Source organism: Catenibacterium faecis (assembly GCF_014306455.1).
Classification (GTDB): domain Bacteria; phylum Bacillota_I; class Bacilli_A; order Erysipelotrichales; family Coprobacillaceae; genus Catenibacterium; species Catenibacterium mitsuoka_A.
Genome location: NZ_JACRWG010000002.1, coordinates 68,229 through 89,428 on the forward strand (window position 1 = coordinate 68,229; position 21,200 = coordinate 89,428).

26 protein-coding genes are annotated in these 21,200 nt (G+C 31.0%); 18 read left to right on the forward strand and 8 right to left on the reverse strand.

All coding sequences use genetic code 11. From position 1 onward, the window contains the following. Window positions 1-354: 354 nt before the first annotated feature. Window positions 355-1,032, reverse strand: a complete 678-nt coding sequence (locus H8909_RS01355) for a LytR/AlgR family response regulator transcription factor (RefSeq protein ID WP_187011556.1) — start codon at window positions 1,030-1,032, stop codon at window positions 355-357. A gap of 180 nt (window positions 1,033-1,212) precedes the next feature. Here H8909_RS01355 and H8909_RS01360 point away from each other — a divergent pair, with 180 nt between their 5' ends. From H8909_RS01360 to H8909_RS01375, 4 genes are read left to right on the forward strand one after another with little or no spacing between them, the layout of a single operon-like run. Next, the gene (locus H8909_RS01360) at window positions 1,213-1,758 is read left to right on the forward strand and encodes a hypothetical protein (protein ID WP_187011557.1); all 546 of its coding nucleotides are present in this window, start codon (window positions 1,213-1,215) and stop codon (window positions 1,756-1,758) included. Window positions 1,759-1,788: 30 nt separating this feature from the next. Continuing rightward, the gene (locus tag H8909_RS01365) at window positions 1,789-2,175 is read left to right on the forward strand and encodes a hypothetical protein (RefSeq protein ID WP_187011558.1); all 387 of its coding nucleotides are present in this window, start codon (window positions 1,789-1,791) and stop codon (window positions 2,173-2,175) included. 11 nt (window positions 2,176-2,186) lie between these two features. Next, window positions 2,187-2,591 carry a hypothetical protein gene (locus tag H8909_RS01370; RefSeq protein ID WP_187011559.1) on the forward strand — a complete coding sequence of 135 codons (405 nt, stop codon included), beginning with the start codon at window positions 2,187-2,189 and terminating at the stop codon, window positions 2,589-2,591. A 40-nt stretch (window positions 2,592-2,631) separates the two neighbouring features. Beyond that, on the forward strand, window positions 2,632-2,979 hold the full coding sequence (locus H8909_RS01375) for a hypothetical protein (RefSeq protein WP_187011560.1): 348 nt from the start codon (window positions 2,632-2,634) through the stop codon (window positions 2,977-2,979). Between the two features lie 18 nt (window positions 2,980-2,997). Here the strand turns inward: H8909_RS01375 and H8909_RS01380 are convergent, their stop codons facing one another. The 4 genes from H8909_RS01380 to gdhA form a co-directional block, all read right to left on the reverse strand. Further along, window positions 2,998-3,594, reverse strand: coding sequence for an ATP-binding cassette domain-containing protein (locus H8909_RS01380; protein ID WP_187011561.1), 597 nt, complete (start codon window positions 3,592-3,594; stop codon window positions 2,998-3,000). Then, window positions 3,591-5,456 (reverse strand): DUF1430 domain-containing protein, encoded by a 1,866-nt coding sequence (locus tag H8909_RS13725; RefSeq protein ID WP_187011562.1) that lies wholly within the window; start codon window positions 5,454-5,456, stop codon window positions 3,591-3,593. Before H8909_RS13725 ends, H8909_RS01380 begins: the two co-directional genes overlap by 4 nt. 54 nt (window positions 5,457-5,510) lie before the next feature. After that, a complete protein-coding gene (locus tag H8909_RS01390; RefSeq protein WP_187011563.1) occupies window positions 5,511-5,807 on the reverse strand; it encodes a hypothetical protein in 297 nt (98 codons plus the stop codon). A 323-nt stretch (window positions 5,808-6,130) separates the two neighbouring features. Beyond that, on the reverse strand, window positions 6,131-7,474 hold the full coding sequence (gene gdhA, locus H8909_RS01395; RefSeq protein WP_187011564.1) for an NADP-specific glutamate dehydrogenase: 1,344 nt from the start codon (window positions 7,472-7,474) through the stop codon (window positions 6,131-6,133). Window positions 7,475-7,723: 249 nt separating this feature from the next. On the opposite strand from gdhA, the gene H8909_RS01400 reads away from it, so the two are divergent. Next, window positions 7,724-8,296, forward strand: coding sequence for a hypothetical protein (locus H8909_RS01400; RefSeq protein ID WP_187011565.1), 573 nt, complete (start codon window positions 7,724-7,726; stop codon window positions 8,294-8,296). Window positions 8,297-8,816: 520 nt separating this feature from the next. On the opposite strand, the gene H8909_RS01405 is transcribed toward H8909_RS01400, so the two are convergent. Then, on the reverse strand, window positions 8,817-9,545 hold the full coding sequence (locus tag H8909_RS01405; RefSeq protein WP_187011566.1) for an MIP/aquaporin family protein: 729 nt from the start codon (window positions 9,543-9,545) through the stop codon (window positions 8,817-8,819). Between the two features lie 96 nt (window positions 9,546-9,641). Between H8909_RS01405 and H8909_RS01410 the strand changes: the two genes are divergently transcribed. Continuing rightward, window positions 9,642-10,034: a hypothetical protein gene (locus tag H8909_RS01410; RefSeq protein ID WP_117458238.1), complete on the forward strand. Its 393-nt coding sequence runs from the start codon at window positions 9,642-9,644 to the stop codon at window positions 10,032-10,034. A gap of 83 nt (window positions 10,035-10,117) precedes the next feature. Here H8909_RS01410 and H8909_RS01415 read toward each other — a convergent pair whose 3' ends face one another. Further along, the gene (locus tag H8909_RS01415; RefSeq protein WP_187011567.1) at window positions 10,118-10,381 is read right to left on the reverse strand and encodes a hypothetical protein; all 264 of its coding nucleotides are present in this window, start codon (window positions 10,379-10,381) and stop codon (window positions 10,118-10,120) included. A gap of 127 nt (window positions 10,382-10,508) precedes the next feature. Continuing rightward, entirely contained in the window at window positions 10,509-11,069 is a 561-nt protein-coding gene (locus H8909_RS01420; RefSeq protein ID WP_187011568.1) for a hypothetical protein, read from the reverse strand. A gap of 247 nt (window positions 11,070-11,316) precedes the next feature. Here H8909_RS01420 and H8909_RS01425 point away from each other — a divergent pair, with 247 nt between their 5' ends. The 12 genes from H8909_RS01425 (at window position 11,317) to H8909_RS01480 (ending at window position 21,195) form a co-directional block, all read left to right on the forward strand. Continuing rightward, window positions 11,317-12,249 carry an AEC family transporter gene (locus tag H8909_RS01425; RefSeq protein WP_187011569.1) on the forward strand — a complete coding sequence of 311 codons (933 nt, stop codon included), beginning with the start codon at window positions 11,317-11,319 and terminating at the stop codon, window positions 12,247-12,249. Window positions 12,250-12,294: 45 nt separating this feature from the next. Continuing rightward, complete coding sequence (locus H8909_RS01430; RefSeq protein WP_187011570.1) at window positions 12,295-12,852, forward strand: TetR/AcrR family transcriptional regulator; 558 nt, start codon at window positions 12,295-12,297, stop codon at window positions 12,850-12,852. Between the two features lie 99 nt (window positions 12,853-12,951). Next, entirely contained in the window at window positions 12,952-14,400 is a 1,449-nt protein-coding gene (locus tag H8909_RS01435; protein WP_187011571.1) for an oleate hydratase, read from the forward strand. 588 nt (window positions 14,401-14,988) lie between these two features. Next, on the forward strand, window positions 14,989-15,279 hold the full coding sequence (locus tag H8909_RS01440) for a hypothetical protein (protein WP_006504885.1): 291 nt from the start codon (window positions 14,989-14,991) through the stop codon (window positions 15,277-15,279). Beyond that, window positions 15,272-15,577, forward strand: a complete 306-nt coding sequence (locus tag H8909_RS01445; protein WP_187011572.1) for a type II toxin-antitoxin system RelE/ParE family toxin — start codon at window positions 15,272-15,274, stop codon at window positions 15,575-15,577. The genes H8909_RS01440 and H8909_RS01445 overlap by 8 nt, the downstream gene beginning before the upstream one ends. A 78-nt stretch (window positions 15,578-15,655) precedes the next feature. After that, entirely contained in the window at window positions 15,656-15,988 is a 333-nt protein-coding gene (locus H8909_RS01450) for an oleate hydratase (RefSeq protein ID WP_022425680.1), read from the forward strand. 29 nt (window positions 15,989-16,017) lie between these two features. Next, on the forward strand, window positions 16,018-16,224 hold the full coding sequence (locus tag H8909_RS01455) for a hypothetical protein (RefSeq protein WP_129982136.1): 207 nt from the start codon (window positions 16,018-16,020) through the stop codon (window positions 16,222-16,224). A gap of 140 nt (window positions 16,225-16,364) precedes the next feature. After that, a complete protein-coding gene (locus H8909_RS01460; protein WP_187011573.1) occupies window positions 16,365-17,051 on the forward strand; it encodes an N-acetylmannosamine-6-phosphate 2-epimerase in 687 nt (228 codons plus the stop codon). A 1-nt stretch (window position 17,052) separates the two neighbouring features. After that, on the forward strand, window positions 17,053-18,339 hold the full coding sequence (locus tag H8909_RS01465) for a PTS sugar transporter subunit IIC (protein WP_187011574.1): 1,287 nt from the start codon (window positions 17,053-17,055) through the stop codon (window positions 18,337-18,339). Between the two features lie 3 nt (window positions 18,340-18,342). Beyond that, window positions 18,343-19,083, forward strand: coding sequence for an HAD-IIB family hydrolase (locus H8909_RS01470; protein ID WP_187011575.1), 741 nt, complete (start codon window positions 18,343-18,345; stop codon window positions 19,081-19,083). A gap of 1 nt (window position 19,084) precedes the next feature. Further along, window positions 19,085-20,563 (forward strand): DUF4127 family protein, encoded by a 1,479-nt coding sequence (locus tag H8909_RS01475; protein WP_187011576.1) that lies wholly within the window; start codon window positions 19,085-19,087, stop codon window positions 20,561-20,563. Beyond that, window positions 20,560-21,195: an SGNH/GDSL hydrolase family protein gene (locus tag H8909_RS01480; protein WP_187011577.1), complete on the forward strand. Its 636-nt coding sequence runs from the start codon at window positions 20,560-20,562 to the stop codon at window positions 21,193-21,195. The genes H8909_RS01475 and H8909_RS01480 overlap by 4 nt, the downstream gene beginning before the upstream one ends. Window positions 21,196-21,200: the final 5 nt, after the last annotated feature.

Genomic DNA, 21,200 nt, shown 5'->3' on the forward strand with positions numbered 1-21,200 from the left:
AATATAGAATTCCAAAAAGAAGTCCATAAAAATCGCCTATATTTAATATAGAAAATAAACGAACAAATAAAAGATTCACAAAAAGTAAAGCAGTAAAGAATAGAAGTGTTGTAGAAATACTATAAATCACAGATTTATATTTATGAATATAAAGCATATATGCATGTGTTATACATATAAGAAAGATCAATAAAAAGTTATTGAGGAGAGTAGGATTGGTAAAAATAAACATTTCTGTGAGAGTAAGAGGAGTACAAAGAATAGTGTAGGAATATTTCTTTTCGGGTAATAAAATACTGCTGATGCAAAAACAAAGCATTGTGATACTTATAGTTAAAAATAAGAAATCAAATATCATAGCTTTTTGTACTCCTTGTAGTGGTGTAAAAAGTTGTTCTTATAAATACGTCCTACAGAAAGATTTTCATTGTTATATAAAATAATATTACGATTGTAATCTTCTACATATTGAAGGTTAATAATCATATTCTTTTGAATCTGAACGAGTGTTGTATTGATGTAATTATTACAGAAATCTTTAAGAGTACCTGTTGTCATATAATCTTCTTTAGGTGTATGCACAACGAGATCATGACCAATAGAAACAATTGAATGGATATCTTGGATAGGAATCTGTAATGAACGCTTACTATCTTTAAGTGTAATAGTGATATAAAGAGTAAGTAGTTTCTCTTTTAACTGCTTAAAGACAATATTTTTATCATAATCATAATGGTTCTTTCTTATGAACTGAAAAGGTTCAACCTGGAATGTATTAAAGACAAGATTCTCGTGACTTGATGTGAATATAACCAGACAGTTATGCTTATCTTTATGATATTTTGCGATTTCAATACCATTTTTTTCATTTAATTCAATATCCATGAATATAACATCATATGTACCTTCTATTTGATCAAAATGATCAGTCACCACATTTATATTCATATTAGGATTATGAAAGTATTCACTTATATCTTTTTCTAGCTGCATTGCGAAAGCAGTATTATCATCACAAATCAGTATATTCATAACGTCACCTCTGTAATATTTTAGCATATTATTTTATTGGATTGAAATGTAATTTCTGTGGAATGTCTTTTATGCATGAAAATGTGTCTCTTATGCGAGAATTATAGGCAATTTTAATATCATAGTATAACATTTAGTTAACATCTAGATGGAAATTAAAAAAGAGAAAGGTTTAAAGCAATGAAGAGATTAATGATAATACTATTATCTCTTGTGATGATTTTAAATATCCCGATAACTACTGTTTTTGCTGATCATATTGAAGAAAACAATTTGAATTATTATTCCTATGAATTATTTGAGAATAGTGAAAAAAGATATGTGGATGTAATTAATAAGAAAACAAAGTATGTAGATTATATAGTATATGATAAAAAGACAGGTGTACTCACAATTAATGGGAAAAGTAATAAATGTTTTGTCTATAGAAATCATCCTAGAAATGCATCACATTATAAAATGAATTTCACTGTTGATTATCAAACAGCTGGATTTCTAGCGGGTAGTATTTTAGCTTTTACAGCGACTTCAATTTCATCCCTTAAAAAAGTGATGCCAGCTTTTAAGTTAGCGGTAGGAACTCAAGTAAAAGGCTGTTTAAAATATAAATGTCATAATAATAGGAGAACTTATATAACTCTTATAATAAAGTTTGGTAGTGGTCCAAAAAAGTCATATAGTCTTAAAACTAGTAGTTTGCGGATGAGCACTAAACTTTATATTTGAACACTCATATTTTATTTAGGAGGTGCTGAGATGAAAAAAATATTAGATTTAAATATATGTATATGTATAGTAGTTACGTTTTTGTTTGAGTTTTTAGATGGCAACAATATGATTCCATCTCAATATCGTCTAGGAATAGCGGCTATCATTCTGATTTTCGATGCAATCTTTGCAATATATGCAATTATTGAAAATAGAAAGAAAAATCATTCAATTAAAATGTTTTTAGATAATACTGTTTCTACTTTGGTTCCAGCAACTATTTTCATGCTTCTCGTATTTAATGTTGGTCCATTAAAATATCGTAATGAAGTAAAATCTGCAGCTATTTTATACTTAATTATAGGCTTGGTCTACAATTTTGTTAAGGATTGGAAATCGATGAAATCAGTATCAAAAAATAATAGACTCTCATAGGAGGATTCATTATGAAATTCTCAACAAAAACAAATATCATGAAAATATGTACTAGATTGAGTACTGCGTTCACAGTATGGTATTTGATGTTTGGTAATTCTTACACAATATTATCAAAAAATCAATCAATTATATTAGTTATACTCTTTGTGCTTGATGCAATCATTTTAAGATATCTTTTTAATGACAGAATGAAAGAGAACAAATCAAAAGAAGTATTTTTACAAACTGATATCTTTGTGCTTATTTCACTTATTGTTCTTATACCTTTGCATTTAGGTATTGTACATCCGATTATCGGTGCAGTATTATCAGGTTCACTAATAATTTACCAGGCAATCGCAATTACTCATAATATTAAAGAGAGAAGAAAGAAAAAGAAACAAAAGAAATCAGGCGCAATCCCTAGCGTCTAATAAAAAAATAATATAATATTATATGTAGGAGGGGTTTATTATGAAAAAAATTCTAAATTATTTTACTGGTGTAATCATTACATTCCTATTTCTAATATTTAATGAACTTGATGCGATTCCATCAAAGTATCGTTTAGGAATAGCTGCAGTTATTTTGATTTTTGATGCAATAGTAGTTATTTATGAACTTATTGAAAGTATGAAGAAAAACAAATCCGCAAAAGTACTACTTCAAGAGAATATTTGTATGATCAGTACATTTATGATTTTATTGATTTTGAGAATAGGTCTTCTTTCTCAAGAATGTAAGTTTGTGATTGCTGGGGTGGTAGTCTGTTATATTATAATAAGTATAATCTATAATCATAAGAAAAAGGTGGAAATTTGAATAATCCACCTTTTTAGCTTATAGTTTAATTTCTTCATCACATCTTGAAGCAAGTTCTAAATCATGTGTGACCATAATGACTATCTTATCTTTTCTAGATAACTTATAGAGAATATCAAAGACGATATCTCTATTTTCTTTATCTAGGTTACCCGTTGGTTCATCACATAATATGATTTTTGTATCATGTAATAAGAGTCTTGCCAGGGCAATTCTTTGTTGCTGTCCACCTGATAACTTATATATCTTTTGTGTTATTGGTGCTTCTATACCCACTTGTTTTAATACCTTAGGAATAAGAGAATATTGATCTTTCTTTAAAATCATCTTTAGATTCTGTTCTATTGTTTCATTCTCTATTAATGCATAATTCTGAAATAAGAAACCAATAGTATGTTTATAAAGTTTCTGAATACTTTTAGGTTCTTTATCATCTATAAGTATGCTTCCTTGATCTTTCTTTTCTAAGAATCCTAATAGATATAATAATGTGGTTTTACCACAACCTGAAGGTCCAGTAATCGCGTAAATATGATTATCTTCAAAGGTATAACTAAAGTCTTGGATAATAGGTTTATCATAACTTTTATATAAATGAGATACTTTTAGACTCATGTTAATTCATCTCCTTTAAGACAAGAAATTACCTTGATCTTTTCTAAGGCATAAATGAGAAGTAAAGAGAGAAGCCAATCTACCATCAATATCATAATGATCATGATTGGATGAATAGTATGAATAAATAATGAAAGTAGAAGCAGTAACACATAACATATACTTTCCAACATAATATATTCCTGATATCTCTTGAAGAAAGAAATACCATGAATCTTTAATACAGAAATCTTCATAATTGATTTCTTGAAATAGAAGAAGATATATTCATAAATTAATATCAACATCAAAATAGAAGTTAATTGAATAGAGATGATATTTTTCTGTATTGTCTTATTGAGTTCTTCTAGCTGTTCATTTAGTGTATTGTAAGGCTTTATGAAGTTAAGCACAGGTGGAATACCCGCTTCTTTAAGCTTCTTATTGATATTATGTGATGGAATCATATAAAGATAGGGATCATTGTTTTCATCTATCACAATAATAGAATTAATCAACCAGCCGTTATGTTTATGATGGGTAGAATAAGAATAAATCTTCTGATTATTCTTAATATATTGGATGGCATATCCATCACCATATTCTTTAATTGAAGAATCATTTTTTCTTGATAGTGGTACTAATAATGTTTGTGATTGAGGTTTAATAGAATGATTATTGATATCTTTGATATGAAAGATATCTAATACATTCTGATTCACACGTACACTATTAGGAATATTATGAAGAATATCTTCATCGAATTGCGCTTGAGATTCTACATAGAGAGAATTCTGTGAATCAATAAAGTTTTGTAGTTTCTTTAATATATCACTCCAGCCTTGCTGATCTGTAACATATTCTCCTTTAAAGGAATCAATGACAACCATATTCTGCGTTTTTTCTTTTATTGACTGTAAAGTTTTATATTCATACTGAGCTTTAGAGATAGAAGAATATAATACAGAAGTCATTACACATAATATACCTACTACAATCACTTTAAAACCAAATAAGACATAGGATTTCATATCTATGAGGTGACTACCTACGATATATTGTTTAATTGAATGACTAGAAATATATAGATAGAATATGAATTCTATAAGGGCATATAAGGCTAATAGAATAAGAAATAACAGTCCTTCATACTTCAATAGTATCCAATGATTATTCCCATTATAACCAATCATAAAATCTGTAATAAGACATACAAACCAATAGAAGAATACTAAACTGTACCATTCTTGATGATCTAATTGATAGAGAATGGACTTTGAATTGATTCCATGGAGTTTATAGATACCTATATGTTTTTGATAATCAATCATATCTAAAACTTTTAATAGAATCAAAGATAACAACAATACAACATAGAGGAAAGAATATTTCATAAGTATATCTTTAAGAAAAATAGAGTACTCTTCTTCATGTACAGTATTCTCTTGCACAATTATATTAGAATCATTACTTAAGTAACGCTGTATAGATTGATCATTTGTTAGCAAAGTAATTTCATAAATATGATGCCAGTTCTTTATTCTCTTATATGTGATTGTTTGTGAACCTGTTAGAGGAGAACCAAACTTCTTGATAGAGGGCTTGATAGGAAAACTATCACTTATTTCATAAACAAGTGATGTGTCATTCACATAGTTAGAGAAGTAGTAGGGGATATTTCTATTATCTAAGTATTGGGCTATGTCTTCTTTTTCTTCATCACTTGTACCATATTTGAAGGATACAAGCAGTGTATGATTAGAATGATTAATAGCGGATTGACTTTGTGTATAGAAATACATAACTGAATGATCTAATACAGATATACACAGTAAGAATACCAACGAGATAAAGACAAAACATTTGAGAAGTCTTTTAATCACATCAATCACTCCTTTTATATTATAAATGATGATAGCTATTACTTATGTGATTAATTATTCATACCAATAAATGTGCTGGTGATTGTTGTCAATCTTAACACCTGTCATTTTTGCATGAGCTGCTTGATAACCTGATTTTGTTTTGCTTCTACCATTTGCTTTGACTTGTGCAAAAGCAGTTTTTGATCTAATACCATAATGGGTAGTGTAATCTGCTCTTTTAGTGGCAGAATAAACATCATCAGTAAAAATAATGCTAACATAATTATCAGAATAATTATATTCATTTGCAAATACAGTAACAGGAACTAAAGCTACAAAACATATTAATAAAGCGATAATCTTTTTCATATTTTACCTCGTATATATTGTTTATTGAAAGAATAGCTATCATCACTTTATACATTTTATCTAAGTTAAATATAACATTCATCTAGATAACTACGCAATCATTTTGACGTATTTAAAAAAAGTTTTAAAAAATATTTTTATATTTTTGAATTATATTTAGAATTAAGATATAAACTATTGTTAGTAAGAGTCTTTTACATGGCAATCCATAGGAAATAATTAGGTGTTTTTGAAAAATACTATCTAAAGATTATGGGTACCATGATAAAATACTTTTTGACAAAAAAAGAGCTGTAATGATTTCATTACAACTCTCGTTAATATTAATAGTTACCCTGAGCAATCATGGCATCTACAACTTTTTCAAAACCTGCAATATTTGCACCTTTGATTAAGTCATAACCTAAGCCATACTTTTGGGCTGCTGCAACAGAGTTATTGTAGATATCTACCATGATAGTATGTAGTTTTGCATCTACTTCTTCTTTAGTCCAGCTATAACGCATTGAGTTCTGACTCATTTCAAGTGCAGAAACTGCAACACCACCAGCATTTGCTGCCTTTGCAGGACCTAAAGTACCTTCATGACCTGTGAAGTATGCGATAGCTTCTGGAGTAGTAGGCATATTAGCACCTTCGATAATATACTTACATCCGTTTTCTACTAACTTCTTAGCATCTTCTTCTTCGATTTCATTCTGTGTTGCACAAGGGAATGCCATATCACACTTAACACCCCAAGGTTTTTCTCCTGGATGGAATTCAGCACCGAACTTTTCAGCATAGTCTTTTAACTTAACATCGTTCTTAGTTCTGATTTCAACAAGGAAGTCCCATTTTTCCTGAGTATTGACACCTTCTGCATCATATACATAACCATCTCTACCAGAAATAGTAACAACCTTAGCACCAAATTCAGTTGCTTTCTGAGCAACACCCCATGCAACGTTACCATATCCAGAACAAGCAATAGTTTTGCCTTCATAGCTGTCATTGAAATGTTTTAATACTTCATTACCATAATAAACAGCACCAAAACCAGTAGCTTCAGGACGAATTAAGCTTCCACCAAATGGTAAAGCCTTACCAGTTAAAACACCGTTTTCATAAGCATCTTTAATTCTCTTATACTGTCCAAATAAGTATCCGATTTCTCTTCCACCTACACCGATATCACCAGCAGGTACGTCTACGCTAGGACCGATATGACGGTATAATTCAGTCATGAATGACTGACAGAAACGCATTACTTCAGCATCGCTCTTACCTTGTGGATCAAAGTCAGAACCACCTTTACCACCACCGATAGGTAAAGTTGTAAGAGAGTTCTTTAAGATCTGTTCAAGACCTAAGAATTTAATAATACCTAGGTTTACTGAAGGATGGAATCTTAAACCACCTTTGTAAGGACCGATTGCGCTAGAGAACTGTACACGGTAACCTCTGTTCACAATAGTCTTACCTTCATCATTAACCCAAGGGACTTTAAACATAATAACTCTTTCAGGTTCAGTAAATCTTTCAAGGATCGCCATATTTTCATATTCAGGGTGTGCTTCAATAACTGGTTCCAAACTCTTTAAGATGTTTGTAGCCGCTTCGATGAATTCTGGCTGATCAGCATTCTTTTCTTTTAATTCTGTTAAAACCTTATCAACATATTTCATAACGAAATCCTCCTTAAATTAATTATATTATGCGCATGATAGAATTTCTATAAAATAAGAAATTATTATCACAAAGATAAAGCTAGGATTAAGGTGATAAAAAGCATGAACTACACTTTGTTAGTATACTTTAGGATTGTGATTATTGAAAACAATTTATATATAAAAATTGGTAAATTATTTACTAATATTATTTTATCAGTATAATATATAGTGTAGAAAGCGTTTACATTTAAGGAGGATCCAAATATGAAAAAAATATTTAAAAAAACGATTTCTTTATTAATTTCTATCACTTTATTTTCTTCTTTATGTTCACCTGTATTTGCGTCAGATATTAGTTTATCTATTCCTGTTCAAATAAGCGAAACAGAGACATGGTTTTTTCCTACCGAAAAAGACTATGAGGCTTATTTGAATCATAAACAAGTAAGCGGTGATATTATGACTTGTGGGGAATATTCAAAAACGAGTGAAGTATCCAGACAAACATTGAAGCATAAGTTTGTTGGATATCATAAGTTAACTCCAAGCTGGACAAAGTCATCATCATATACAATAGCAAAAGGTGTGAGCAGTAGTGCTTCTCTTAAAACAAGTTATGATGGTATTTCTTTCACTTTAAGTTTAACGCATACAGCTTCTGTGAGCACAACTATTCCTGCTAATAGTAAAAAATATAGTCGTCTTGGAATATCTGGAGATTTCTTGGTAAAACATATGAGAACAGACTACTTTGATTCAAGTGGATTATATAATTCATATAATTATATTTCCAAAAAGACGCTAGCATCCTATATTGATGTTAAATATAAATCTTAATGTATAGAGGTATAGTTTTATGAGTGCTAAAACAATAAAATGTCTTTTCTGTTTTGTTATCTATGTGATTTTATTTATTGCAGTTTCTTTTTATCCTGATCAAACAATTGTGGCAATCCCTATCGCAGATACGCTATTTGAGTTTGTTTCAATACCAACATTTTTCCACTCATGTCTTTTAATTCCATTTGTTGGAAATACAGTGTTACTTATCTACTTCTTTAAGGATGAAATTAAAAACTTCTTCAAATTCTAGGTTATAATAAAAAAGCGAATTACTAGTATATACATAATAATCTTGGTGAATTTGGTCCCATACTTATAGCAGGGGTTCTGGGAGATAGCGGAAGCTATCTCTTTTCTAATGTTTTTAAGTGCATCTAAAATATGAATAAGTATTCATCATGCAAAAGAGAATAACATTTTTTAGGAGAGTATATATGAAAAAGAGCTGTAACGCTCAAGGTAGTAGTCAATACTGTCTATTCGTTACAGCCCCTAGATTTTTGAATCAGTTTAGCTATGCAATCTTTTCACCTTTTAATAACTTATAAACGATATAAGCGACTAAAGCACCAATAAGTGGTGATAATAAGAATACCCATAACTGATTAAGTGCAGTGCCTTTACCAAGTATCTTCATAATAACTGCTGGACCAAATGATCTTGCAGGGTTAATAGAAGCACCAGTAAATGGGATACCTAAAATAGTGACAAGTGTTAAAGCACCACCAATTAATAATCCAGATAGTCTTTCTAATCTTTCATCATTTGCTACATGTAAGTATACTAATACAAATACAAAAGTTAATACAGTTTCTATAAGAATAGCACCTTTTACATCTAATGAAATCATACTTAAAGAGCTATATCCTGTCTGTCCAACACCTAAAGTAGTAATAGATACACTAGGAATACACTTAAGAATGCCAAGTAGTAATCCACTTGCGAGAAGTGCACCTAATAGCTGTGCCACAATATAAAGGATCATTTCTACGAGAGAGATAGTTCCATTAAAATACATTGCGACAGACACTGCTGGATTGACATGTGCTCCTGAAATAGAAGAGAACATATAATAAACGAATGTCATTGCAAGACCAAATACAACTGCAATACCGATAATACCTGCTACTGTACTATATGTAGAACCTAATCCTGTAGATCCAAGTAATGCATAAGCTGTAGTACCTAGAAATACAAGTAGGAAAGTACCAAGTAGTTCAGACAGAAATTTCTTGATTTTCATTGAATACCTCCAATATTTTTATGAAATGAGTGTAAGACAAATTCAACAACTTGTCAAATGACCTTAATCCATGTAGAATGTGAAAAGGTGATATAAATGAAAAAATTCAAAGATTTTAGAGTAACAGTATTTATGATTATTATGATTCCTGCATTACTCGCATTATCTATTTATTCCAAAGTTGTATGGCATTCACAGATGCGTTTTGTCTTAGCTCTTATTATGACAATCACTATCGCATTAATCTGTCTTGCTGGCTATAATCTTCACTTATATAGCGATATTATCATGATATATACATGGAAATATGTCGCATTACTTCCAGAAATGATTGAGGTAAAAGATATTAAATCAATCAAGGCAGTAAGTAAACATAAGATCAAGATTGCGCATAAGTATATTTCTTATGCTTATGTGAGTAATAGTGAAGAGTTCATGGAAAACTATCAATTATTACAGGAATCTGCGAAAGAACAGGAGAATATGTAAAATCATGTGAAATACCAAATGGGCATCTATTTGGTGTTTTCTTTTAAAAAAAGACCATATAGTCGTATGACTATATGGTCTGATTATTTCTCTTTGAGTACAGTATACATATTAACTAAAGATAATATGATAGATATACCAAAGAATAGTGTATCGAGACTACTGGAACTTATACCCAATTCATCTATAAGAATAGCTGTGTTCCACAAAGATATTGCAGCAGATATAGAAATACCTAAAGAAATCAAAACAAGTAGTACGCTATTATTATGATTACGTTTGATAAATAGGAATAAGAGTAACTGTAGAATCAATACAATTAAGAAGTAAATAATACTTGTAGACATGATTTTCTCCTCGTATGTTAAGTGATTTATAAATATATTATATTATAATAATAATACCAACGGATATATATCAGCTTGTGATTTTTCATTAATTAGCTATACAAAGCGGACTTCTCCATCATAATACTTATTCAGATTTATTCTTTTTGAAAATATCTATATATCCTTCAAATACTTGTTTCAATTGTTCTCTAAAGTTTGGTGTTTCGTCTGGATTCAAATTCTGTAATGGTTTCATATAAGCATTTTCTATGACTGAATAATAAAAATTATTGATTTCTAGGTTATATGTTTCTCTCCATTCTTTAAAATGTCTATTAAAATGCTTATATAATTCTACTGGGTCAGTTATTGTATCATAAGCTTTTATTAACTCTAACGGATCATTGATTTTGATGTTAGAAGCTATTAGATATTTAAATAAATCATTTACTTGATCATTATTCATTAGTTGAAATAAATAAGTTCCATCTTTTGTGACAATATCAAGATACACAAAGTATAAATTATATATACAATAATAACGGCCATCCTCACCCTTAGAACAACATAGAGATAGATCAATGTAATCTATATTATCGATTACTTTTTCATCAAATGATAATCCATTTTCTGAATAAGTCAAAACAGAATAATTTTCACGAGAATCATTCACAAATACCTTAATTCTATTTTCTTGAGTATTCATATTTTCCTCCATTTTTATGCACTTTTGTAGTGCATACACAAATATCCAACCAAATTATAAGGAAGCGCTTTCTATAATTTAATTATATATAATGAATTCACTGTATACAATATAAAATGTTATTTTTATAAATATGCTATATATAAGTTACCACTATGAATTTGTACCAATTCCTTTTTTCATCTTATGTAAAAAGATGCTTTTAGAAGATAATAAGTGTATGATGCCTTCTAGGGGGGTTAAAGATATGGATTTAGCTATTTCACTTGCTACACAAATTGGCGCTTTATTTATTATGATAGGAGTAGGATATGTACTGATTAAAACAGATATATGTACAATATCAGAATCTAAACTTTTATCACAGATTGTATTATATGTTTCTGCACCTTGTGCAATCATCAATTCATTCCAGATTGACTTAACAGAAGAAAAGCTAAAAGGTTTCTTACTATCTATTGGTGCAGCTATTCTTGTACATATTATTTATTATATACTTGCTAAGATACTCACAAAGAAATGTCATTTTAATGCGATTGAATCAATGTCCATCATGTATCCTAACTGTGGAAACTTGATTCTTCCTCTTGTTTCTATCGTATTAGGGAACGAAATGGTTTTCTATTGTTCAGGGTATATGATTGTACAGACTATATTATTGTGGACACATTGTAAGTTCATTATTAGTGAAGATACACATTTTGATTTAAAGAAGATTCTATTGAACATCAACATGATTGCGATTGCAGCAGGTATCATTATGTTCTTCTTACAGATTAAATTGCCTACGATGTTTCAGAGTGCTGTATCTGGTATGGGCAGCTTAATGGGACCATTGAGTATGTTTGTAGTAGGAATGTTACTTGCTGGTATGAATATGAAGGAAGTCTTTACCGATGTCCGTGCTTATGTCGTATGTTTCCTTCGTTTAGTTGTATTCCCAGCAATTATTTTATTAGTTTTTATTTTTACAGGTATGACAAAACTATTCCCAAGTGCATCACAGGTATTAATGATTTCATTACTTGCAGCCAGTGGGCCTTCTGCATCTACTGTGACTCAGTTTGCGCAATTATATGATAATCATGCTTTTGAAAGTTCAGTTATTAACGCATTATCTATTCTTTTATGTATTATTACTATGCCAATTATTAATATCATATATACGTTTTTGTTGTAAAATGTAGAAACAACGTGCATAATAGTGAATATAAGGAGGGCCAAAATGTCACAAACTACGAAACGCGCTATTGAAGCGTCTTTGAAACATTTATTATTAAAGAAGCCTCTTGATAAGATCACTATTAATGATATTGCAGAAGACTGTGGTATCAGCCGTATGACTTTCTATTATCATTTCCAGGATATTTATGATCTCGTAGAATGGTCATGTATTCAGGATGCTGAAGAAGTAATGCTGGGCCATAAAACATCTGATACATGGGAAGAAGGTCTCTATGCACTCTTTGGTGCTATCTTAGACAACAAACCATTTGTCACTAATGTTTATCGTTCTGTCAGTCGTGAACATGTAGAAACATATCTTTATAGAATTGTATATAAGTTATTAAAGGATGTTGTAGATGAACAGGCTGTAGGAATGAATGTCAGAGAAGATGACAAAGAGTTCCTTGCAAATTTCTATAAGTATTCTTTTGTAGGTCTTACATTAGAGTGGATCAATAATGATATGCGACAGGACCCAGAACTTATTATCCGTAAACTAGATAAAGCCATCAAAGGAAACATCAAAGCAGCTTTAAAACGCTATGAAACCTTTTAAACAAAAACACTATAATGTATAAAGAATAAACATCTTGTATGGGATGTTTATTTTTTTATATTTTATTTTTTCTATACTATGAGGATAGGGGGGATTGCCATGGATTTATTTGTGAAGCCAAGAAAAAGAGAAAACATTGATGCACATAATGCATATATATTAGGAAGTGACTTTACTAGTTTAGTGACTGCCTGTTATTTATTGAGAGATGGTTCATTAAAGGGTGAACATATTCATATTATTGATTCAGTAGATTCATTTCACCATTATGAGTCTTATCTTTCCTTTGTAGATAATCGTAGTCTCTATTTATGGGATATATTACGTTCTATACCTTCTATAGAAACAGAGGGGCTTACTGTTTTAGATGAAATGACTTATTTGAATCATGATGCACCTATGAAGACTGTTCATAATATACAATTAAGTGATCAATTAATATCAGAACTTGTTCATTTCTTCTTTACTCCAGATGAACAATTAGAAGGTAAACAGGTTAAAGATGTATTCAGTCAGGACTTTATGGAATCTGATTTCTACTATTATTGGCATGCTTTATTTCCAGTCAATGATGCTTATTCATTTAAAGTGACATTACATCGTTATATGCATATATTGACCTCTCACAGCATGATTTCTCCTAAGTATTGTATGTATGAATCAGTGAATGTACCTATTATAGAATATCTAGAGGCACATCATGTAGTCTTTCATTTTGATACTGAAGTCACTCATATAGAAATAGAAGACAATAAAGCCACTGCCTTTTCTATTAAGAGTGAAGGTATGGAAGAAACTATAGATTTGACAAATCAGGATCTTCTATTTATTCATACAAGTCAAAGTAAAGATTCTATAGTTCATGCAGTCATTACAACTCAGGATGAGAAGATCATCCATTACTTAAGAAATATTCTTCAAAAAGATCCACTTTCTGGTGAAGATATTACAGGTGGTGTTATTCCAATTAACGAATCAGCCTGGGAACTCAACTGGACAATACCAAGACAGCCTTACTATAAGAACCAGAAAGAGAATGAATGTGTTATTCTACTTCATGGATTACATCCAGAGAAAACAGGTGATTATGTAGAAAAGTCTATGTTAGAAAGTAAGGGCTATGAGATATGTGCAGAATGGCTTTATCATTTAGGTATTCCACAAGATAAAATCAATGAATTCTCATTGATGTCTGCTTCTACCATTCCTTACACTCATACTAGTACTCATTGTGAAGCACACATCAATGGATTAAATTATGCTTATATAGGTGAAGGAGTTTCATTACCTTATGAATATCCAGGTAGCTTAGATTATCTCGTGCATACCGCAATGAATGCAGTGTATAGTTTATTACATATCACAAGAAGTATTCCTGCTTATCGTTATTCTATTGAAGACTATTTAAGTGTCTTCTCATCTTTATATGGTGATGAGACTTTCATGGAAAGTCAGTCATTCACAAAACGTCTTGTCTTAAAAGAACTATTAAGAAGAATAGAGGGCTCTGATCTAGAAGCCCTATTAAAGGAATATAAGTTCTTCTAGATAATATGAAAGTACTTTCTTATAAGAATCTCATTATGAGGTTCTTTTTTTGTGCGACAGGCAGTCGCTTATATGTTATGTCAACAGGGGCATGACATTTTCTACTTGTGAACTACCTCGACTTAATACTCCGTATTCTTATTGCGTGTCCACTTCGTCTCTACTGTATAGACAATATTTGCATCCACAACGCTACTTTTACGCATGATATTTAATGCACCATTCACATCTGCATTCAGAACTTGTCCACTAGCTGTTCTATACTGTTCAAGATTTATTCTCTTTCCACTGAAATGGTATTCTTCAGTATCATCACTCTTATAGACTGGTATGACATCCTTATCCCAAAAACTTGACTATGTTGGAATCCTTCTGAAATGTTTCATTATATCCCACAACAAGAGTTCTAATATCATGATTGATACAGTAATCAATCACCCTGCGTGCAGTCTTATTCATGTAGTCATTTCTGCCGTTTTCATTTAGATAAAAGAATGGAAAACCAATTATTAGTAGAATTCTTCTAAATATATTACTTTGAATTATTCTTAATAAATACGTATAATAATGATGTAAGGAGTGATTGCTATGCCAGTTATTAAACCTATTTCAGATTTAAGAAATTATAATCAAGTGTTAGAAAAAGTATCTGTTGGTTCACCTGTTTATTTGACAAAAAATGGTCATGGTTGTTATACCATTATGGATATCAATGAACAGGAGGAAATGTATGAAAAAGCAATGAAGTACGATAAACTTGTTGCTGAGATGAAACTTATGAGCATGTTAAATGAAAGTGTTGTTTCTGCTAATGAAGAAGGGTGGATTGATGAAGATGAAATGCTAAAACATTTTGAAAAGAGATTCAATAATGATTAAAATATTTTACTCACCAAAATCAAGAAAAGATTTGGATAGAATTTATGATTATATCTATGATGATTTGAATAATCCGATTGCAGCAGAAAAAACAGTAAAAGGAATTCTCGATAAAATTAGTGAACTTAAGGAATATCCCCAACTTGGACCAGTATGGTATTTAGAAAATAATATTGATAGTGGATTTCGATTTTTAACATGTGATAATTACATTATATTTTATAAAAATACTAAAGAAGCTATTTTGATTGTACGAATACTACATTGCCTGCAAGATTATGTTAAATACTTATTTTAAGAAAAGATATTAATTTTTACATGGTAAATATATATAAAAATTTAATTCCAGTTTTATTTTACAATTGAGGGTGACCAATTGATATCAGAATTTGTTCATTTCTTCTTTACTTCAGATGAACAATTAGAAGATAAACAGGTTAAAGATGTATTCAGTCAGGACTTTATGGAATCTGATTTCTACTGTTATTGGCATGCTTTATTTCAAGTCAATGATGCTTATTCTTTTAAAGTGACATTACATCGTTATATGCATATATTGACAACACAATGTATGATTTCTCCTAAGTATTGCGTGTATGAATCAGTGATTGTACCTATTATAGAATATCTAGAAGCACATACCAATGGAACAAACTATGCCTATATAGGAGGAGGTGTCTCATTACCTTATAATATCCAGGAAGCTTAGATTATCTCGTACATACCGCAATGAATGCAGTGTATAGTTTATTACATATCACTAGAAGTATTCCAGCTTATCGTTATTCTATTGAAGACTATTTAAGTGTCTTCTCATCTTTATATGGTGATGAGACTTTCATGGAAAGTCAGTCATTCACAAAACGTCTTGTCTTAAAAGAGTTGTTAAAAAGAATAGAGGGCTCTGATCTAGAAGCCCTATTAAAGGAATATAAGTTCTTCTAGATGATATGAAAGTGCTTTCTTATAAGAATCTCGTTATGAGGTTCTTTTTTTATTTGTTTGAAAGTAGATTCCAAACCCGCAAGATTCATTGAAGTGATGAGGAAGTCTGATTATGATTGGTAATGAAAGGAGAACATAGAATGGTTGGGGAAATAAAAAAACATTTAATAGTTTCCTGTCAGGCTTTGGAAGATGAACCGCTTCATTCTTCTTTGATTATGTCACGCATGGCTGTTGCTGCAATGCAGGGTGGCGCAAAAGGAATTCGTGCGAATTCTGTTAAAGATATTGAAGCAATCAAGAAGGCAGTTCCATTACCTGTTATTGGGATTATTAAAAGAGACTATAAAGACAGTGATGTTTATATTACACCAACTTATGAAGATGTAGATCATCTTGTTCAGGTGGGATGTGACATCATTGCGATGGATGCAACAATAAGCACGCGTCCAGGGTGTATATCTTTAGATGCTTTCTTCAAGAAAGTAAAAGAAAATCATCCTAAACAATTATTCATGGCAGATTGCAGTACTGTAGAAGAGGCAGTACATGCTGATGAATTAGGATTTGATTTCATTGGAACGACATTAGTTGGTTACACCAACCAAAGCAAGGGGAATCAGATCAATGCGGATGATTTTAAAATCATAAGAGACATCTTAAAAAAGGTTAAACATCCAGTTATTGCAGAGGGAAATATCGATACTCCTCAAAAAGCAAAACGTGTATTAGAACTAGGATGTTATAGCGTAGTGGTAGGTTCTATTATTACAAGACCACAAGTCATTACAAAGAGATTTACAGATGTAATAGAAGGAGAAAAATAAAATGAACGCTTTAATGGATAAGATTGCAGATAAGATTCTGCCATTTGCGGAAGTGTTATCAAAGAATAAATACTTAGCCGCTATTAGAAATGCTTTTGTAACTATTATGCCAATTATCATTGGCTGCTCATTATGTACACTATTGAATTGTGTATTCTTAGGAAAAGGAAACTATTTTGATAAATGGTTTGGGTTCCAGGGATTAGATATTGTGAATGTTCTCGGTGCTATTGGTAGCGCTGGTATGAATATTATGGCTTTATTAATTGTTTATTTATTAGCTAAGAACTTGGCTAAAGAGTATAAGATTGATGAAGACGCTGTTTCAGTCACTGCAGTTGTATGTTTCTTGATTATTACTACTTTTGGAACAGATGCAAAAGCAGGAGAATATATAAGAACATATTATTTAGGTGCTGCTGGTTTATTTACTGCATTTATTGCTGCATTTGCGACAGTAGAGATCATGAGAAGATTAATGAAATGTAAAGCATTGATCATCAAGATGCCTGATTCTGTTCCTAGTGGTATTGCTAGAAGCTTTAATAGTATGATTCCAGTTATTATTACTATGTTTATTTTTGGTATTGTAAGATTTATTACAAATGCAGTAGGTACACCTTTAAATGATTTGATCTTTAACTTTATTCAGACTCCACTTACTGCAATTATCACTTCTCCAGTTGGTATTGTAGTGATTTATTTCTTATATATGCTTTTATGGGGATTTGGTATTCATACAGGTTATATTATTTCACAGCCTATCCTAGAACCTATTTTCTTAATTAACTTAACACAGAATGCTGCTGCAATTACTGCAGGTCATGCTGCAACTCATATTCTTACAAAACCATTTACTGATTCTTTAATGTTCATGGGTGGCGCAGGAAATATGCTTGCATTAGTTCTTGCTATTTTAATTGTTTCTAAACGTAAAGACTATAAACAAATCGCAAAGCTTGGATTTATTCCATCACTATTCAATATTTCTGAACCAATCATGTTTGGTTTACCAGTAGTAATGAACCCAGTATTAATTATTCCTATGATTCTTGTAACACTTGTCAGCTTAGGCATTGGTACACTTGCGACTGTCACTGGATTTATGGGTTATACATATGTTATGACACCTTGGACTACACCTCCTCTAATTGGTGGTTTCCTTGCAACAGGTGGTAAGATTGGCGGTTTAATCACAGCTGCTATTTGTTTAGTTGTTTCTGTTTTGATTTATATGCCATTTGTTAAGGCAATGGATAAAGAATTAGAAAAGGATGAAGAAAAATAATTTATGAAAGTAATCGTGTTTGACTTAGATGGCACATTACTTGATACAAAGAATGAAATTATTGGAGGAGAGAAGACCCTTTCTCTCCTTAATGATTATCAAGAATCAGGCTATAGACTTGCTATATGCACTGGTCGATTAGATCATGATATTGTAGCCATCAATAGAAAGTATCATCTAGGTATTACTGAGAGAATATCTCAAAATGGTGCTGTGATTTATCAAGGAAATCAATTAAATGCTGCTTTGTTAGATAAACAAGCAGCTGTTAAGATATATGATTTACTCACAGAGTATGATGTAAGAGTAGAGATGAATACAGTATCTAATCGTTATTGGATGAGTCCAAGAAATCCAGATTTTCCAAAAGAATTTTACGATTCATCAATTATTAAAGAGGATTTTAAAGCCATTATACCTTACCAACCTGTTGTACTTTATCTTGTTGTAGGGAAAGAGGAGTGCTTAAAAGAAATCCAAACAGTTATAAAGCAAAAATTTACACAGGTAGATGCGATTCTTACAAGTAAGACATCATTAGAAATTGTTCCATTACATATATCTAAGGGAGAAGCTATTCGCACCATGTATCCAGAGGATGAAGTCTATGCAATTGGTGATAGTGAAAGTGATCTTGCAATGTTGGAATATGCACATCGATTCTATTATGTAAAAGAAGAAGTAGAAGGTACTATTTGCGTAGAAAGTATTCTAGCAGCTTTAGAAAAAATAAAGGAGGAGTAGTATGCGTATCTTATTATTACCACTTGATGAAAGACCATGTAATTATATTTATCCTCAGATGATTGCGTCTTCTAACCATTCGGTTCATCTTACAATGCCTCCATTGGATATCTTGCCAAAAAAGAAGATTCCTGCTTCATTTAATAGGATCAGACAGTATTTATTAAAAGAAGCAGTCACTCAGGATGCTTTAGTTATTTCACTAGATATGCTTCTTTATGGAGGATTACTTTCTTCAAGATTGCATCATCTTACAGAGGATATTCTAGAAGAACATCTAGATGTTCTTCAGGAATTAAAGACACTTAATCCTCATCTTAAAATATATGCATTTCAATGTATTATGCGTTGTCCTCAATATAATTCGAGTGAGGAGGAGCCAGATTATTATGAAGATTATGGTTATGCACTCTTTAAAAAGAAGTATTTAGAGGATAAAGAAGAAAGAGAAACATTAACGAGTGAAGAAGAAATTGAAAAGAATAGTCTTCATATACCTGAAGAAGTAATCAGAGACTATGAAGATAGACGACTTATAAACTGTAGAATGAATTCAAAAACACTTGAATTATTAGAAAACAATGTTATTGATTTTCTTGTTATTCCACAGGATGATTCTTCACCTTTTGGTTATACCGCAAAAGATCAGAAGATCATTCTTAAAGAAATTAAAGAAAAGTGTTTAGAATTCAAGGTAATGGTTTATCCAGGTGCTGATGAAGTTGGTATGTCACTTATGACGAGAGCTTATAATGATTACTATCAGGTTCATCCTAAGATTTATCCATTTTATGCTTCTATACTTGGTCCACAGATTGTACCTCTTTATGAGGATAGACCTATGTTTGAAAGCTTAAAATCACATATTCTTGTAACAGGGGCAAGACTTGTAATGGATGATTCAAACGCAAATATAGTTCTGGCAGTGAATTGTCCAGGAAAAATTATGCAGGAATCATTTGATAAGAAAAAGGATGTCTCTTATTCAAGCTATCGGCAGTTAATGAGCTTTGTGGAGAGAATTAAGGAATATGTTGAAGAAGGTAGAAGTGTAGGTGTGATTGATAGTGCTTATGCGAATGGTGGAGATTATGAATTGATTCGATATCTTGATCATTATAATCTTTTAGAAGAATTAAAGGGTTATGCAGGATGGAATACGAACTGCAATACAACAGGGACTGTTCTTTCTGAAATACAGGTAGGAGAGATTCATGCACCCAATACTGTATATCATTTGATAGAGGATGTTTTCTATCAAGCTAAGGTAAGACAAAAGGTGATTGAGGAAGATTTACCTGAACTCGGACTTTCTTATTATGATTTTAAAGATAAAGAGGATTTAGTAGAAAAAAGAATTGGTGAGGCATTATTAAAAGAGTATTCTACTTTAAATATTTCTCATAAGTATCCAATTAATTCTATAGAAGTTATTATGCCTTGGCATCGTATGTTTGAGATAGGAGCAAAGTTCAAATGAGAGAACAGATGATTTATAATCCTGGCATTTACCAATTAAGAGAAGATGCTCTTAAAAGAATGTTAGATATTATTTATAACCAAAAGACAGCACAGCCTGGACAAACAGTATTTTTTGGAGATTCTATTATAGAGTTTTATGATATGAATCAATATTTCCCAGAAAAAACTATTTATAATTGTGGTATTGCAGGGGCTACAACAGATGAATTGTTATGGATTGTAGATGAAGCAGTTATTAAATATAAACCTGCTCAGGTTTTATTACATGTAGGGACAAATGATCTTGGTAACACAGTGACACATTCACCCCGTCAGATTGCCTCGAATATTCAGATGTTAGTAAGTATAATACAGAAGAACTTACCTGATTGTCGTATTACTATTCTTTCACCATTACCTTGTGATGAAGATATTCAAGGATATCCTCATGCGCGTGGTATACGTTCAAATGCATTTCTAAAAGATATTTATGAACATTTTATAGAGTATCTTGGCGATAGTGTTAATTACATTAATGCCTTTGATTCATTTGTAAACAAAAAAGAATTATTACTTGAAGATGGCCTTCATCCCAATGAGAAGGGCTATCAGCTCCTTACGCATATTATCAATGATTCTATGATTTTGTGATAGAA

Coding starts and splice junctions, on each gene's coding strand:
- H8909_RS01480 (WP_187011577.1), top strand. CDS start 20,560: ATGAGAGAACAGATGATTTATAATCCTGGCATTTACCAATTAAGAGAA.
- H8909_RS01390 (WP_187011563.1), bottom strand. CDS start 5,807: ATGAAAAAGATTATCGCTTTATTAATATGTTTTGTAGCTTTAGTTCCT.
- H8909_RS01365 (WP_187011558.1), top strand. CDS start 1,789: ATGAAAAAAATATTAGATTTAAATATATGTATATGTATAGTAGTTACG.
- H8909_RS01355 (WP_187011556.1), bottom strand. CDS start 1,032: ATGAATATACTGATTTGTGATGATAATACTGCTTTCGCAATGCAGCTA.
- H8909_RS01440 (WP_006504885.1), top strand. CDS start 14,989: ATGCCAGTTATTAAACCTATTTCAGATTTAAGAAATTATAATCAAGTG.
- H8909_RS01420 (WP_187011568.1), bottom strand. CDS start 11,069: ATGAATACTCAAGAAAATAGAATTAAGGTATTTGTGAATGATTCTCGT.
- H8909_RS01475 (WP_187011576.1), top strand. CDS start 19,085: ATGCGTATCTTATTATTACCACTTGATGAAAGACCATGTAATTATATT.
- H8909_RS01430 (WP_187011570.1), top strand. CDS start 12,295: ATGTCACAAACTACGAAACGCGCTATTGAAGCGTCTTTGAAACATTTA.
- H8909_RS01415 (WP_187011567.1), bottom strand. CDS start 10,381: ATGTCTACAAGTATTATTTACTTCTTAATTGTATTGATTCTACAGTTA.
- H8909_RS01470 (WP_187011575.1), top strand. CDS start 18,343: ATGAAAGTAATCGTGTTTGACTTAGATGGCACATTACTTGATACAAAG.
- H8909_RS01465 (WP_187011574.1), top strand. CDS start 17,053: ATGAACGCTTTAATGGATAAGATTGCAGATAAGATTCTGCCATTTGCG.
- H8909_RS01435 (WP_187011571.1), top strand. CDS start 12,952: ATGGATTTATTTGTGAAGCCAAGAAAAAGAGAAAACATTGATGCACAT.
- H8909_RS01460 (WP_187011573.1), top strand. CDS start 16,365: ATGGTTGGGGAAATAAAAAAACATTTAATAGTTTCCTGTCAGGCTTTG.
- gdhA (WP_187011564.1), bottom strand. CDS start 7,474: ATGAAATATGTTGATAAGGTTTTAACAGAATTAAAAGAAAAGAATGCT.
- H8909_RS01400 (WP_187011565.1), top strand. CDS start 7,724: ATGAAAAAAATATTTAAAAAAACGATTTCTTTATTAATTTCTATCACT.
- H8909_RS01405 (WP_187011566.1), bottom strand. CDS start 9,545: ATGAAAATCAAGAAATTTCTGTCTGAACTACTTGGTACTTTCCTACTT.
- H8909_RS01360 (WP_187011557.1), top strand. CDS start 1,213: ATGAAGAGATTAATGATAATACTATTATCTCTTGTGATGATTTTAAAT.
- H8909_RS01445 (WP_187011572.1), top strand. CDS start 15,272: ATGATTAAAATATTTTACTCACCAAAATCAAGAAAAGATTTGGATAGA.
- H8909_RS01410 (WP_117458238.1), top strand. CDS start 9,642: ATGAAAAAATTCAAAGATTTTAGAGTAACAGTATTTATGATTATTATG.
- H8909_RS01370 (WP_187011559.1), top strand. CDS start 2,187: ATGAAATTCTCAACAAAAACAAATATCATGAAAATATGTACTAGATTG.
- H8909_RS01380 (WP_187011561.1), bottom strand. CDS start 3,594: ATGAGTCTAAAAGTATCTCATTTATATAAAAGTTATGATAAACCTATT.
- H8909_RS01425 (WP_187011569.1), top strand. CDS start 11,317: ATGGATTTAGCTATTTCACTTGCTACACAAATTGGCGCTTTATTTATT.
- H8909_RS01375 (WP_187011560.1), top strand. CDS start 2,632: ATGAAAAAAATTCTAAATTATTTTACTGGTGTAATCATTACATTCCTA.